The following is a 13,648-nucleotide window of genomic DNA, read 5'->3' as shown; positions in this document are numbered from 1 at the left end:
CATGCTGCCGAGATCGGCTTCGGACGCAGAAGCGCGATTGCTAACGAGTCGTTTAGAACCGTCTTGTCGGATTCACGACCGGATGAAGCTCACGTTGTGGCCGTCTTGTTCCAGGGGCGCTTCTCATGATGACGGGCCACTGTTGTTCCGATCATCCGGCTAGCGCGGGACCTCGGTTTATCCGTTCGATGGAAGCAGCGGAGCCGATGGGGCGCCATACAAGCCCCGTCGTTTGGATGATGAGCACCTCGGACCGGCGCTAGATCGAATGACATTGCGCGAGCGGATCGCGAACCGGCGCGGCGGAACGACGGCGCGACAGCGCTGTGCTATCGATGAGGCCTTATCGTCGGAGCCTTATTGTCAGAGCCTTGCCGCCGCTTTCCGGGGGCCACCGCGCATTCGCTCAAGCCTCGCCGGCCAGATGCGCCTTCAATTTAGGCACCTGATGCGTCCGGCTGGCTCAAGGCGCGAGGCGCACTCTGCCGATTTGGTTTGACATCATGAGAGCGGGATCAACCGCGGAATGGTTACGAAGTACGCTACAAACATGGCAAACGACGGTGCTACAAGGTACTTGTGACTGATCGCGGGGCGTTCAGAGCGCTTAGGAACTGTTACATCAGGCGCGATCGGTCGACCGGAGAATATGAGGCTACGAATGAGCACTTGGAGGCGAGATCTCTCGCGAAACGCCGCGCGCGAGGGTTGGCTGGGGGCCGCGATCGCTCTCGTCACATCGCCAGGTTTTTGTGTCGTCATGCGCGCACGGCTCGCGAGCCGGCTGAATGGCGGCGGCAAGTTGGCTAGAGTTTTGTCACGGCTTGTTTGGCGAGGTACGATCACGACGTATGGGTGTTACATTTCAGTCACGGCCCGGCTGGGTGCCGGACTATGTCTGCCGCATCCGATCGGCGTCGTCATAGGTGAGGGGAGCGTGATCGGGAACGACGTGACGATCTATCAGGGTGTTACGCTTGGCCGCACGTCGCAAGACGTCGCGGCATACCCTTCGATCGAAGACGGAGCAGTGATCTACACCGGTGCAACGGTGCTGGGTGGGATCAGGGTTGGACGTAACGCCGTCGTCGCGGCACATTCAGTCGTTCTGGCCGATGTTCCCGATCATGCCTGCGTGGCAGGAGCTCCCGCTCGGATCGTCGGAGCAGACAAATCAAAAGCCAGGGCTGGTTGAGTCGCTCATCACGCGTCCCGCAATCCTAGGCGACCTCGGATCCTGCGTCCCGCAATTCGCCCTTGGCGCTGATCGGAGCGTCGGCGCGCCGCAGTATTTTGGCCGGAGCGCCGATCGCCACGGAATCGGGCGGGACGTCCTTCAGTACGACTGAATTGGCGCCGACGATTGCGCCGCTACCGATTGTGATGTCTCCGACCACGACGCAGCCTGCCATCAAAGAGGCTCCATCGCCGATCCGAGGGCGTCCTCGATCCGTGTGGTCCTTTCGGCCGATCGTGATGTGTTGCAGCAATGTGACGCGCTTTCCGATGTCGCTGGCCCCCACGACGATTCCGTATGGATGGGGGACGTAAAGTCCTCCATCCACGTCGGCAGCCAACGCAATCTCTGATCCGAAGAAGAGGCACGAGGCCCACCAGGCTATGCGGCGCAGCAGCCTGCCGATGAGCGGTATCCGAAACAGCGCCTCCTGAATGCGCAGAGCCAGCACGAACTGAAATCCCGGGGTCAACAGGAACATGCGTGCAACAAAGGCGGGGCTGACGCTGGTGTGTTCCCGCAGGGCGTAATGCGCAAGATCCTCCCTGATCTTGTCGGCTATTTTCGTCGTTCGAGTCATAGAGAGTTGCTCCGCGATGCGGCACTGGCTGCCGGCAAGCTTAAGGTCTTTCTTTTGCGGCGCAAGGCCGTTTGATCGGCTCAGGCATCGCCTCCGGGGCGGGGCGATGCAGCGGGCCGAAGGAGACTCGCGAGCAGCCAGACCCGCATCAGAAACAGGATGATGGCGGTGACAAAAATCGCCACGCCTGCGCCGGAGAGGCCGTAGAATGCGACGCCAAGACAGGTCATGCCGGTCGAAAGAAAGACCCCGATGATGTTGATGGCGGCATATGACCTATCCTTTTGCGTGCTCAACAATGCGACATTTCCCAGATCCGAACACGCACGCAGAACGGACGCGGCAAGGAGCAGCAGGAAGAGCCCGTGATGCTCACTCAAGCCCTGCATCGACATGTAACGCAGCGCGACTTCGCTCGCCGCGAAAATCACGAGCGCCATTCCGATGGAAATCGAGATCACCTTGTAGAACTCGACCGTGATGGCATTTTTCCAGGCGGAGCGATCCCCACTCGCGAAGGCTTTCACCAGAGTTGGCAAGGCTGTTTGGACGACGGCGGTCGAGACCAGCGTCTGCAACGAATTGCTGAGCGACCAGAAGAAGGTGTAGATGCCGGTTGCCGACAACCCGAGAAAAATTCCAACGATATATCGATCAAGATACATCAACCCCACTAGGCTGACGTCGCTGATATAGATGTGCCAAGATCGTCGAAGCCGGTTGATGATCCAATCGAAATCGATCTGGCTGCTGAATATCCTGCCCACATCCCATCGCCGCGCCATGACGCCGAGCAGGATGAGCGCCAGTACGTTGGCGACGATCCAGGCCGCCAACAGCGCTTCCATCGAGCGGAGTTGCGGGAAGGCCAGGCCGAGACCAACGATGAAGGGGACCCAGGCTGCGGAGCGTATGAAGACGAGAATGTTCGCTTCCAGGGCTTTGCCCAGACCGATCAGCGGCAGGTGCAAGTCGAGCGCAATCGTTTCGAGCCAGGCAAGGATGGCGATCAACACGAAGAGAGCGGCACTCGTTCGTTGGGCAAAATAGGACAGCAGGATCATCACCACTGTGGCCAATGACAGCGAGACGATCGTGATGAACAGGCGATTTCGAACCCGCAAGGCTGCCTCCGACGGAGACATGCCGACGACCTCGCGGGCGACGAAATAGTTCAGCCCCCAGCCGATCAACGCCGGCGTAATGCCCGTCACGCCAACCGTGAGCCCGTAGACGCCGGCCGCGTCGTACCCGAGATATTTGATGATGTAGAAGGAAAGTAAGAAACGGAGCCCCAACGTCGCGGATCGAATGAGGACATTCGTGAGGGCAATCAATTTCCGAGGTATGCGCATTGTCAGAACCGTCTTCATCCGCGACCGCGAAGGCCAAGCATATCGTGCAAACGCTGTCAAAGGTGAGGGGGGTCGACGGCGGTTGGCTGGGAGATGCAATGTTGTGCAACTCGAAGCATCCGATAGCCACTTGGGCAGGCTAGCGCACCGGCAGCTATGTTCCGGCAATGCGCTGCCCGCCCATCGGTCGGGCGGCTAATCATTCCGTGCTTCGGCGAGGGACCTTGGTTTGGAATCTCCAAGGAATGCCGCGATGGCAAGTCTCATTCGAACTTCGATCAGCTCGTACGTAATGGTCGACGCCACGAACGAGAGAGGCAAGCCGATCGTCACGAACATCGGCCAGATGGCCCATGGTGAATACCCATGCGCAACCAGTTTGCTCCCGATGACCTGGAGCGGATAGAGCGCAAAGGGATGAACAAGGTAGAGGCTGTAGCTGATCTTGCCGACAAATTGCGGTGCAGCCTTCGACAGCAACTGCGCGATAGCCGAGCCCGGGTTCAACACGGTCGAAAACAGAAAGAACGCCGGGATCAGTCCTGCGAACGGATGTACATACTCCAGCATGGCATACATCAATGCCAGGCAGGCGACGCTGAATATCAGCCCAGGCAAGCCCTGTGCCCTGATGCGCAGCTCGATTGCCCCGAGTACGAGGCCAATCAGGAAATAGGCGGTGATGGGAAAATAGAACATGGCGACGCAGCCCGCGACGACCACGAGCGCCGTGGCCGCCAGCGAGCGCGGTGCGAAATAGAACGCGATCGCAAACCAGATGTAGAAGGCCCACTCGTAGGTGAGGGTCCAGGCGTTCTGCTGGCCAAGAGGAAGATTAAGAATGTCCGGAAGGAAAACGAGGTTGGCGAGGAAAATCTTCAGATAGTTCAGCGCGTCGATGTCCTTGAAGAATTTGTATCCGACCAAAGGGCCAATGGCGAAAAGGATGAGGTGGAAGGTAACGAACACCGGAAGAATGCGCAGGCATCGGTCGTAAAAGAATTTCGAAATCAACTTGTGCCGAACCAGGCTCGCCGGAATGAGGTAGCCGCTGATCATGAAGAACACCTCGACCCCGCGGCCGAAGGTTCCCACGATCGCGTCCAGCCACGACGGCATGGCTGGAAGGAAGCCGGCCAGCATCGGCATGTCATAGAGGTGGACGAGCAATACGCTCAAGGCTGCAAGGCCGCGCAAGCCTTGAATTGAGGGTTCGAATTGCTTCGTGTGGGAGCGATTGGTTCCCTCGGCAAATGTCGTCCTGACGGGATCTACCCGCTTGTCGCGCAATCTGGGGAGCATCATCAACCGCTCGCTACCCTTAGAAGCGGCTGCCGTCCGATGGCATTGGATTCGGCACTTAACGTGCGTGACTTCAATTTCCGGCCAAATACTTCGCTAAATCCCATGGTGATGACCAAGAGGCCGCTGGCGGGTCCATAGCCCAGAACCGTAATGGTGTAGAAGTTCATGACGAAGATCACGGTGAGCTTGTAGATGTCCCGTGTTCTCGCCACCGCGAGTATGACGAATACCATGAAGAGCACGAAGATCGGACCGAACATCAGGTACGTACCGATGTAGAAATTGTCCACGGGTACGTAGTAGCTGACTTTGTTCGAAAATAGCTGCTGAGGATAGTTGAAGCACCCCAATCCGCAGCCCGTGAAATAGCCGAGTGGCATGAGGTCGTTCATGTATACGAAGGGCAGTTGCCAGCTGTTATTGATGCGGTCCTGCAAGCTGTAGAGGCCCTTTGCGATCCTCGCGAGGTTCGTGCCGCTGAACATCAGCATCAGCGCTCCGGGGATCAGAATGCAAGCGAACGACCAAAGAGCGATCGAGCGAAGTGCGGCAAACCGATATCTTTCGTTGAATGCGCGGACGAATAGCAGGGCCGCGATATAGATCGCCAGGACGCCCATCGCTGTTTTGTTCGTCGAAAGATGGATCGCATAAAGGGCAGGTCCGGCCCACAGGAGGCACCACAGAACGCTTTTTCGAACGGAGGTGAAGACGTAGGTAATCAAGACGAAATAGGCTGCCATGGTGCTGTCGGCGGCGAACCCGGAGACACGGCTTTCGCCGTCGGTCCACCAAAGCCGCGCGGCAGTACGTGTCGCGCCGAAAGACTCGTACGAGAAGGCGACCCACGGCAAGCGTGTGTGAGAAGACCACAGGATGCCGAGCATGGAGGCGAAAAAGAGAAAGTAGATGAGCTTCAGGAGGAATTTTTGATCTTTGAACTCGCGGCCGCAAAAGCAGAAGCCAACAAAGGCCGGCGCGATCATCTTGATGGACGAAGCCAGTCCCTTGACTTCGCCGAGGAAGACGTAACCCAGGAACAGGGCAAACACCACATATAAGAGGAAGAGAATTGCGAGAACGTTCGTTCCCTTGACGGCGTACCTGTAGAAGAAGGCGCCAATACAGGCGAATGCGAAGATGTCCGGAATAAACCAAAGCGGGTCGAGATGCATACGACTTGCATAATATCGAACCACGCCAGCGAAGGCGTCGCGCCCAAAATACAGGATCACTGCGAGACCTTCCAGGGTTGGAAGCGTCCAGGTCGCAGACGTCGTTTTTTGGTCTTCGATTTTTTGGTCTTCGAGATGCGTCGTCGGTTGATCCATCGTGAAGGCTTTCGTTAAATACTTCGTGTCTTCACGACGGAAGTGTGTTGGCCACAAGGTGGCCCATGGTGTCGATTTTGTTCATTCTGCGCGACAAGCCCAACCGACTGATGGCCGATTGCCTGGCCTCCAAATAGAAACTGTTGCTGTGCACCGGATATCTCAGTTTATCGCACTTTTCGTTTTCTTGGTGGCGCCGCTGCCATTCGGCTCCGTCGATCTGATCTGGGTCTGGATTTGGACCGCGCTCCTGGTTGTCAGCCTGATGACAGCCGACCTGTCGCGCCTGTGTCGCGCAGATCTCTGGATTTTGGGCTCGACGGTCGTCATCCTGTTATTCACCTGCGCATTGGCGGTATTTCAAGTCTGGCCCGGAGTCGGTGTCGAATTCGCCAATCCGGCATGGGAAGTTGCCCGGAATTTTGCCGGGCTGACGCTGCCGGATCGCCTTTCTGTAACAGCTTCAGTTCCGTGGGTGGCCTTTGGCCCTTGTTTGCTCTTTGCCCTGGTGCTTGTGCGGGCCTATCTGATCGCAATTGACGAAGAGGCCGCGAGATCGCTGTTGAAGGCGACTGCATATGCCGGTTTTGCCTATGCTGTCTACGGCATCGCTGCACAGCTTTTTGCTCCTGCGATGCTCTTGTGGCGGACCAAGGAGCACTATCTTTCGTTCGCTACTGGAACGTTCGTTAATCGAAATACAGCCGCGGCTTTTTGGGGCTGCTGTGCGATCTTGTTCCTCGGTAAATTGTTGGCATTGTCATCCGACACATGGTTTGCCGAGCGAGGCCCCCGGAGGATTCCGCGCTCGTTTGTCGATCATCCCATTGCTCTTTGCTTGGGCCTCCTTGCATGTCTGACGGCAGTCGGCATGACGGGATCTCGCGCCGGCGTTCTTCTAACTCTCCTCGGTCTCGCTTTCTTGGCCAATTTGCACTTGATGCAATATCGAGACCAGTTGAAGCGTTACTGGCTGGTCGCCGGGGCGGTGACTGTCGCTGCCATCACCGGTTTTTTTGTGATCGGCGGAATGGCAAGCAGCCGCGTCGGCATATTCGGGATGGGGGACCCGCGGCGGCTCGAGGTCTATCGAACATCATTGGAGATGCTGAGGGGCCACGAGCTGTTCGGTTGGGGGCTGGGCAATTTCGAGGCTGCCTTTCCTGCGTTCCGGGCGGCAGATCTTGGAAGCGAGGGAATCTGGGACAAGGCCCACAGTACCCCGCTCGAGATGTTGGTCTCCGCGGGCCTTCCATTGACGATCCTGGTGGGCGGTCTCGCAGCCCTGTTCTTCGGAAGAATGGTCCTGGGCAATTTTGCAAGACGACGTGACAATTATATGCCAGCCACGGGTGCCGCGGTGTTTCTGCTCGGAGCGCTGCATTCATGTGTCGATTTTTCAGTGCAAGTAACGGGCTTTGCAGTATTATTCGCCGCGATCGTGGGCTGTGGCCTGGCGCAGTCAATCTCCACTCTCGAACGTCCGCAGCGGCGCTAGCCGATTCACCATTTCTTAAATGTGTTCACCCCGTTGGGAAAATCGCTTATATAAAATGCGATTTATAGACGTAAAAAATTCGAAAAGAGGTTGCCAAAATGAAGGTTAGAGTGTGGCTGCTTTTGGTTCCCTTTTTACTTGAGCCGTCATTGTCTCGCGCCGCGACTGCGGTCGATGTTTCATGCGCGCCTCTCGCCGGTGGGATGACTGCCGAGCGTGCGACACAATTTCTCGACAACCCGACCGCCTTGCTAGGCGGCTTCCCCGAGGGGGACGAGGGCAAGCTTTCGGCAACCGTTAGAGACTTCGCGACAATGCGCCCCGAAACGTTGGAGGGTATCCGGTCGCTATCGGGGGCCAGCTCGCCGAGTCAGAATCGCGCAATCGGCGCCGGGCTCGGGACGGCTGCATCGACCTGCGTCATATCGCATCCGGCGACCGCAGTGTTGATCCAGGAAGCCGTCCTCAAAACCGAGAATAGCGACCTCATTCAGTCCTTCGAAAGCATCACTGGAGATGTTCCGACCAACGTCGTTCCGGGGTCTGACCCCAACGGCGAATCGGTCGTGGGAGGCGGTCGCGGGACCCAGGCCCCGCAGTCGTCGGGGGGCATAAGTGCCTCCGATCCCACCACTTTTTCGAGAGGGTCAACGCCGACGGCGCCGACTTTCTTCACCGCCGCATCGAGCGCTTCCACCAACGTTCTTGCTCCAATCAGCCCCACGAACTGAAGGTAGATCCTTCGTTTAGGTGCAATTTTACGAAATTGCGCAATCAGGCTGAGAAGTTTCGACGCTACGCTCAACCCATCGAATATTTCGTTGGAGGTGGTGATGAAACGGCATCTGATTGCGGCTTGGCTCGTCGTTGGGCTTTCAATGCCGTGCTACGCAGCTGAGCAGGCGACGGCGCCTTCGGGATCATTCCTGAAGGAGGCGCAGAACGTTCTGGCTCCGCTCCAGTTCGTGAAGTTCTGCATGAACAACCCCGCAGAGTGCGAGCCGAGCTCTTCGGAGGCCCGGCTGCCGGCGCGGGATGCGGCCTTCTCGATGTTGGCCGAGGTCAATGCGACGGTGAACCAGAGCATTCATCCGCTGGCCAAATCGACGGATCCGCTGCGGTCGCACTGGGCGATTTCGCCGGCGTCGGGAGATTGCAACGACTACGCGGTGACCAAGCGGCATATGCTCATCGCCAGGGGCTGGCCTGCAAGCGCTCTGCGTTTGGCGGTCGTCTATGCGCCGGCCGGAGGCCATCTGGTGCTCGTCGCACGCCTGCAAGATGGTGACTACATCTTGGACAATCTCGCCTCCGACGTTCAGAGGTGGGGCGGAGTGGGCTATCAGTGGGTGTCGATGGAGTCGGGTGAAAACCCCCGCTTCTGGATGTCCATTGCCAAGCAGGATCACCGTGATTTTGCTGAACTTGGGACCGCCAAGGACGGCTCAAACTAGACAAGACACAAATCTTTTTGCAACGCACAAAGACTTGCCGTATTTGTCTGTTAAGCGTGCGTTTGCGGACAGATATTAACGGTGAGATCAGTTGACTTCTTCGAGTTGTGGATCCTGGTTCACCGTTGGTGAGCCCACCTAATGGCACGCTTTGTGCTTGCTCTCTTGTTCGCCGTGGTCGGTCTTTCGCCGGCCACGGCGGCTGGTTGTTTGCCGCTTCTCCTGCGCACTCCGTCCTTGGAGCTTCGGTTGTTCGCCGACGATCCGGACCATTTGTTGAGATACGCGAAGAATGATCGGTCCAAGATCGAGCAGAAGGTGACTGAGTATCTGGCGAGTAACCCGGATCTTCTGCCCGCGGTCAAGAAGTTGGTGCAGCTCGCTCCTGCGACGAATCGCTCCGCGATCGGTCGTGGGCTTGCTCGCGCCGCGCAACACTGCGGTCCTGTCGATCCCAAGGCCGTGCAAAGCATCATCGACTTTACGCGGAGCTTGCAAGACTCGTCCGTGAGCGCGGGCTATGGTTCGGTTGATTCTGAGTCGACGCCGCAGATTCCCGTGCAAAGCGCTCCGGCAAGTCGGTCCAATTCATTGTTCAACGGCGAATGGAATCTCGACGTCGCCGATCCATTCGCTCCCATTCCGGTTCCCCTCGAGACCCCCCCGCAATAAAAGTGCAACATGTATCAGCCTCGCAGCAACTTTGAGCCTGGCCAGCCGGTGACGTTCCCGTTCAACACGGCCGTGCTGACGTTCGAGCGGGCGGTGGATATCGTTCGTCGGCAGTGGCCCTTGATTGCCACCGTCGTCGGCTGCTGTCTCGCCCTGGTTTTGGCGTACGCGCTGACGGCCACCCCTTACTACACGGCCTCCGTCAGCATTCTCGTTGACACACGCCAGGCGCAACTTCTGAGCAAGTCCACGGACGCCAATAGCACCCTGATCGATCCCGGATTCGTGGAGAGCCAGGTTGAGATTCTCTCGTCCGACGACCTCATCCGGTCGGTCGTCGATTCGATGAAGCTGACGAGCGACCCGGAGTATGTTGACGGCGACCTGGTCTCCCACGTCATCGGTGCCGTCATAAGTGCGCTTGGACTTGCCGAGCCCCCGTCCAATGACTTCGTGAAGCGGGCGGTCGTCGCCGCCATGAAGAAGAATCTGAAGGTGGAGCGGGTCGGCGTCACCTACGTTCTCACCCTGTCATTCAAGTCCACGGACCCGGACAAGGCGGCGCGTATCGCCAATGCTCTGTCCGACACCTATATGGTCAGCGTTCTGGAGGCCAAGTACCAGTCGACGAAACGGGCAAGCGAGTGGTTGCAGCGGCGAAGCGCGGAGCTGCAACAGCAGGCCATGGACGCCGACCGTGCGGTCCAGACCTTCAAAGCCGAAAACAATATCGTCGGAACGAGCAAGGGGCTCATGAGTGAGCAGCAATTGTCCGACGTCAACACTCAGCTCATTCAGGCCCGGGCCGCAACGGCCGAGGCCAAGGCGCGCCTCGACCGGATCAATGCGATCACGGACCAGGATCTTGCTCAGCCCACTGTCACCGATGCGCTGAACAATACGGTCATCACGCGTCTGCGGGCACAATATCTTGATCTCGCGGCCCAATATGCCGACTGGTCCAACAAGTACGGGAAGGAACATCAGGCATCGATCAACCTGGCTTCGCGAATGCAGGAGCTGCGGCGGGCGATCAAGGATGAAGTCAAGCGGATCGCCGATGCCTACAAGAGCGATTACGAGATCGCGCGGAGCCGAGAGAGCTCTCTCGAAAGCGATCTGAACAAGCTCGTCGGCGCATCCAGCAGCGCGAGCCAGGCGCAGGTGAAGCTGCGCAATCTCGAAAGCGCCGCCGATACCTATCGAACTCTGTACAACAATTTCCTCCAGCAACTCCAGGAAGCCACGCAGAACCAGAGCTTCCCGATCAGCGAAGCGCGAATCATCAGCACGGCGCAAAAGCCGGACAAGAAGAGCTGGCCGAGGATCGGCCTGCTCCTGCTTGGCGGCCTGGTCGGTGGACTATGTTTCGGCGTCGGTGGGGCCGTAGCCAAGGAGCTGCTGACCGAGGTGCTGCGAACGCCTTTGGAAGTGGAAGGCGAAACCGCGCTCCAGTGCCTCGGAACGCTGCCCGAAATTCATTCGGACGGGCTGGATGGTTCCTCTTCGGATGTGGGCGGTGGTCTCGTCCGATATGCTCTGGAGCACCCGTTCTCGCGCTACGCGGAGACGCTGCGGAATGTAAAAACGGCGGTCGACCTGGCACGTTTATCGAGAGAGACGAACGTCATCGCCATTGTATCGTCGCTTCCGAAGGAAGGTAAGACGACGGTCGCCGCAAACCTCGCTCATCTGGCGTCGCTCACGGGACACCGCACGCTGTTGATTGACGGCGACCTGCACACGCAGGCTTTGACCCGCAAGCTTGCGCCCGGTGCCAAGACCGGATTGATCGAGGCCCTTTCGGAGCCAAACCAGTTCGAGCGGCATGTCCAGGTCGATCGCCACTCGAAGCTCAATTTCCTGCCCTCGGTGGTACAGACGAGATTGGTCAATTCTGCCGATCTGCTCGCTTCTCCCGCGATGGCGGATTTTCTCAGATCCGCCCGCAAGCAGTATGACTATATCTTCGTGGATCTGGCTCCCGTGCTGCCGGTGACGGACGCCAAGGCGGCTGGACATTTGATCGACGCCATCGTCTACGTCGTCGAATGGGGCAAGACGCGCCGGGCGGCGGTCCAGGAATCCCTCACGGATCTGGAAGTCTTCAAGAACAAGATCGTCGGAATCGTTCTCAATCGAGCCAATCCGAAAACGCTGAAGCGGATCGAGTCGTATAAGGGACGACATTACTCTGACTACTACATTGAGCAGAGCTGACCTGCCGCCTGTTGCGCGGCGGTCGGTGGTAATCTCGGTCGCCATTCTGAATGCCGCCCTCGTGGTGATGGCGCTCGCTTGGCTGACATCGGTCGCAAGCTATACGTTCCGGCCGACCTTGCAGGATCTTGCGTCGCATTTGATGCGCGGCGAGCGCTACGACAGCGCGGCGCTCGACCAGATCGTGACCCGCGTCAAGAGCGACGCGGGTGGGCTCTGCGATCCGAAGCTGAGACGCAACGTGCTCTTGATCCAGCTGCGGCTGTTGAGCAACGCCCTCGAAGCCGGCGACGCGGCCACCATGGATGTGAGGCTGCCGAACGTCACGGATGCGGCCAAGCAGTTGATCGCCTGTTCACCTTCGGAATCGATAGGCTGGCTGGCGCTCTACTGGGCGGAAATTCGCACGCGCGGCTTCAGTCCAAACGCCATTTCCTATTTGACCCAGTCCTACGCCCTTGCGCCACACGAGATGTGGGTGCAGCTATTCCGTGCGCCACTTGCGTTGCGGGCGTATGGCTTCCTGCCTGAAAAGCTCAAGCAGCAGACGCTCGATGACTTCGTCGATATTGTTGGCACCCGCCAGCTTCCTGCAGCCGTTGTCATATATCAGGCTGCGCCGGCGGCGACGCAGGCGGTGTTGCTGGGGCAGATGTGCAGCCAACCGGATGAAGTGCGGCTGGTGTTTCGCAGGTTCGCTCAGGATCGCGGACTTGCCATTTCGCATCCCTGCTTTCCTGCTTCCGCAAGCCAGCGCGGCTGACCTCGGGGTGCCGCCGAGCGCGTAGCTTGCCGATGGTGCTGCCTGGCGCCGTGACGTGCCAACGTGTCGTTTTCTCCGTAACCCTGTCATATGCAGCGGCGGTCGCGATTGCGAATTCCAGCGGCATGATTCTGGCAGCGAAATCCGTGCACGTCTGAGCCTTGCCTCCGCCGATCCGGTCTGGCATTGCAGTGCAGAAGAACGAAACAGCGGAGTTTGACCTTGGCCCCCGTGGTGGTTACTGGCGCTGCCGGCTTTATCGGAATGCACGTTTGCAAGCGGCTGTTGGCGCGTGGCGAACAGGTCGTGGGTGTCGATGCGGTTACGCCGTATTACGATCCGGCGCTGAAGCGTGCGCGTCTCGAAACGCTCAGGCACCGTCCGGGCTTCAGCTTTCGCGAGATCGACTTGGCCGATTTTGCCGCGGTGATACGCGTTTTTGATGAAGTCGCGCCCGATCGGGTCGTCCACCTCGCGGCGCAGCCTGGCGTGCGTGCCTCGATCGACGATCCCATCACCAGCATCCGCGCCAATTGCGACGGCTTTGTTACGGTGCTCGAGGCCGGCCGGCGCCATGGCCTTTCCCATCTCGTTTACGCCTCGTCGAGTTCGGTCTATGGCGCCAATCGCACCCTGCCGTATTCGACCGAGCAATCGGTGAACCATCCGGTCAGCCTTTATGCCGCGAGCAAGAAGGCCAACGAGCTGATGGCGCACACTTTCGCGCATGTTCACAAGCTGCCGGTGACCGGTCTTCGCTTCTTCACCGTCTACGGTCCGTGGGGCCGACCCGATATGGCCGCCTGGCTGTTCACGCGCGCGATCTTCGCGAATGAGCCGATCAAGATCTTCAATAATGGCGATATGTGGCGCGACTTCACCTATGTCGACGACATCGTCGAAGGCGTGATCCGCACCCTCGACCGGCCCGCGGCGCCGAATCCCGCGTGGAACGCGGAAGCGCCGGAAAATTCGTCGAGCTATGCGCCGTATCGCGTCTACAACATCGGGAACAACAAGTCGGTGAAGCTGCTCGAGTTCGTCGAGACGCTCGAGAAGATCATCGGCAAGCCCGCGATCCGCAAGCTCCTGCCGATGCAGGCCGGCGACGTGCTGGAGACGCGCGCCGACATTTCCGCGCTCCAGCGCGACGTCGGTTTCGCGCCGTCGACGCCCATCGCGGAAGGCCTCGCTCGTTTCGTCGAATGGTACCGAAGCTATCACGGCGTGTGA

The 13,648-nt window shown here is 58.7% G+C and carries 11 protein-coding genes; 7 read left to right on the top strand and 4 right to left on the bottom strand.

Annotated elements, in window-relative coordinates; all coding sequences use genetic code 11:
* Positions 1-937: 937 nt before the first annotated feature.
* Positions 938-1,195: a serine O-acetyltransferase gene (locus RAD16_RS24290; protein WP_458160374.1), complete on the top strand. Its 258-nt coding sequence runs from the start codon at positions 938-940 to the stop codon at positions 1,193-1,195.
* 25 nt (positions 1,196-1,220) lie between these two features.
* Here RAD16_RS24290 and epsC read toward each other — a convergent pair whose 3' ends face one another.
* The 4 genes from epsC to RAD16_RS24270 all read right to left on the bottom strand — a co-directional run bounded on the left by epsC (position 1,221) and on the right by RAD16_RS24270 (position 5,808).
* Positions 1,221-1,817 (bottom strand): serine O-acetyltransferase EpsC, encoded by a 597-nt coding sequence (epsC, locus tag RAD16_RS24285; protein WP_458160373.1) that lies wholly within the window; start codon positions 1,815-1,817, stop codon positions 1,221-1,223.
* A gap of 80 nt (positions 1,818-1,897) precedes the next feature.
* Positions 1,898-3,190 carry an oligosaccharide flippase family protein gene (locus tag RAD16_RS24280; RefSeq protein ID WP_458160372.1) on the bottom strand — a complete coding sequence of 431 codons (1,293 nt, stop codon included), beginning with the start codon at positions 3,188-3,190 and terminating at the stop codon, positions 1,898-1,900.
* Positions 3,191-3,367: 177 nt separating this feature from the next.
* Positions 3,368-4,477 carry an acyltransferase family protein gene (locus RAD16_RS24275; RefSeq protein WP_458160371.1) on the bottom strand — a complete coding sequence of 370 codons (1,110 nt, stop codon included), beginning with the start codon at positions 4,475-4,477 and terminating at the stop codon, positions 3,368-3,370.
* Positions 4,477-5,808, bottom strand: a complete 1,332-nt coding sequence (locus RAD16_RS24270) for a hypothetical protein (protein ID WP_458160370.1) — start codon at positions 5,806-5,808, stop codon at positions 4,477-4,479. Before RAD16_RS24270 ends, RAD16_RS24275 begins: the two co-directional genes overlap by 1 nt.
* 1 nt (position 5,809) lies before the next feature.
* Between RAD16_RS24270 and RAD16_RS24265 the strand changes: the two genes are divergently transcribed.
* The 6 genes from RAD16_RS24265 to RAD16_RS24240 all read left to right on the top strand — a co-directional run bounded on the left by RAD16_RS24265 (position 5,810) and on the right by RAD16_RS24240 (position 13,648).
* Positions 5,810-7,306, top strand: coding sequence for an O-antigen ligase family protein (locus tag RAD16_RS24265; RefSeq protein WP_458160369.1), 1,497 nt, complete (start codon positions 5,810-5,812; stop codon positions 7,304-7,306).
* 833 nt (positions 7,307-8,139) lie between these two features.
* The gene (locus RAD16_RS24260) at positions 8,140-8,760 is read left to right on the top strand and encodes a transglutaminase-like cysteine peptidase (protein ID WP_458160368.1); all 621 of its coding nucleotides are present in this window, start codon (positions 8,140-8,142) and stop codon (positions 8,758-8,760) included.
* Positions 8,761-8,901: 141 nt separating this feature from the next.
* Positions 8,902-9,432: a hypothetical protein gene (locus RAD16_RS24255; RefSeq protein WP_458160367.1), complete on the top strand. Its 531-nt coding sequence runs from the start codon at positions 8,902-8,904 to the stop codon at positions 9,430-9,432.
* Between the two features lie 9 nt (positions 9,433-9,441).
* Positions 9,442-11,652 carry an AAA family ATPase gene (locus tag RAD16_RS24250; protein ID WP_458160366.1) on the top strand — a complete coding sequence of 737 codons (2,211 nt, stop codon included), beginning with the start codon at positions 9,442-9,444 and terminating at the stop codon, positions 11,650-11,652.
* The gene (locus RAD16_RS24245; RefSeq protein WP_458160365.1) at positions 11,639-12,415 is read left to right on the top strand and encodes a hypothetical protein; all 777 of its coding nucleotides are present in this window, start codon (positions 11,639-11,641) and stop codon (positions 12,413-12,415) included. Before RAD16_RS24250 ends, RAD16_RS24245 begins: the two co-directional genes overlap by 14 nt.
* 222 nt (positions 12,416-12,637) lie before the next feature.
* Positions 12,638-13,648 (top strand): NAD-dependent epimerase/dehydratase family protein, encoded by a 1,011-nt coding sequence (locus RAD16_RS24240; protein ID WP_458160364.1) that lies wholly within the window; start codon positions 12,638-12,640, stop codon positions 13,646-13,648.

This window comes from Bradyrhizobium sp. 18BD (assembly GCF_054185225.1).
This window is presented reverse-complemented; position numbering and strand designations above follow the sequence as displayed.

Bases quoted from the DNA above. Each gene is read 5' to 3' on its own strand.
- RAD16_RS24280 (WP_458160372.1), bottom strand. From the start codon at position 3,190: ATGAAGACGGTTCTGACAATGCGCATACCTCGGAAATTGATTGCCCTC.
- RAD16_RS24255 (WP_458160367.1), top strand. From the start codon at position 8,902: ATGGCACGCTTTGTGCTTGCTCTCTTGTTCGCCGTGGTCGGTCTTTCG.
- RAD16_RS24260 (WP_458160368.1), top strand. From the start codon at position 8,140: ATGAAACGGCATCTGATTGCGGCTTGGCTCGTCGTTGGGCTTTCAATG.
- RAD16_RS24250 (WP_458160366.1), top strand. From the start codon at position 9,442: ATGTATCAGCCTCGCAGCAACTTTGAGCCTGGCCAGCCGGTGACGTTC.
- RAD16_RS24275 (WP_458160371.1), bottom strand. From the start codon at position 4,477: ATGATGCTCCCCAGATTGCGCGACAAGCGGGTAGATCCCGTCAGGACG.
- epsC (WP_458160373.1), bottom strand. From the start codon at position 1,817: ATGACTCGAACGACGAAAATAGCCGACAAGATCAGGGAGGATCTTGCG.
- RAD16_RS24270 (WP_458160370.1), bottom strand. From the start codon at position 5,808: ATGGATCAACCGACGACGCATCTCGAAGACCAAAAAATCGAAGACCAA.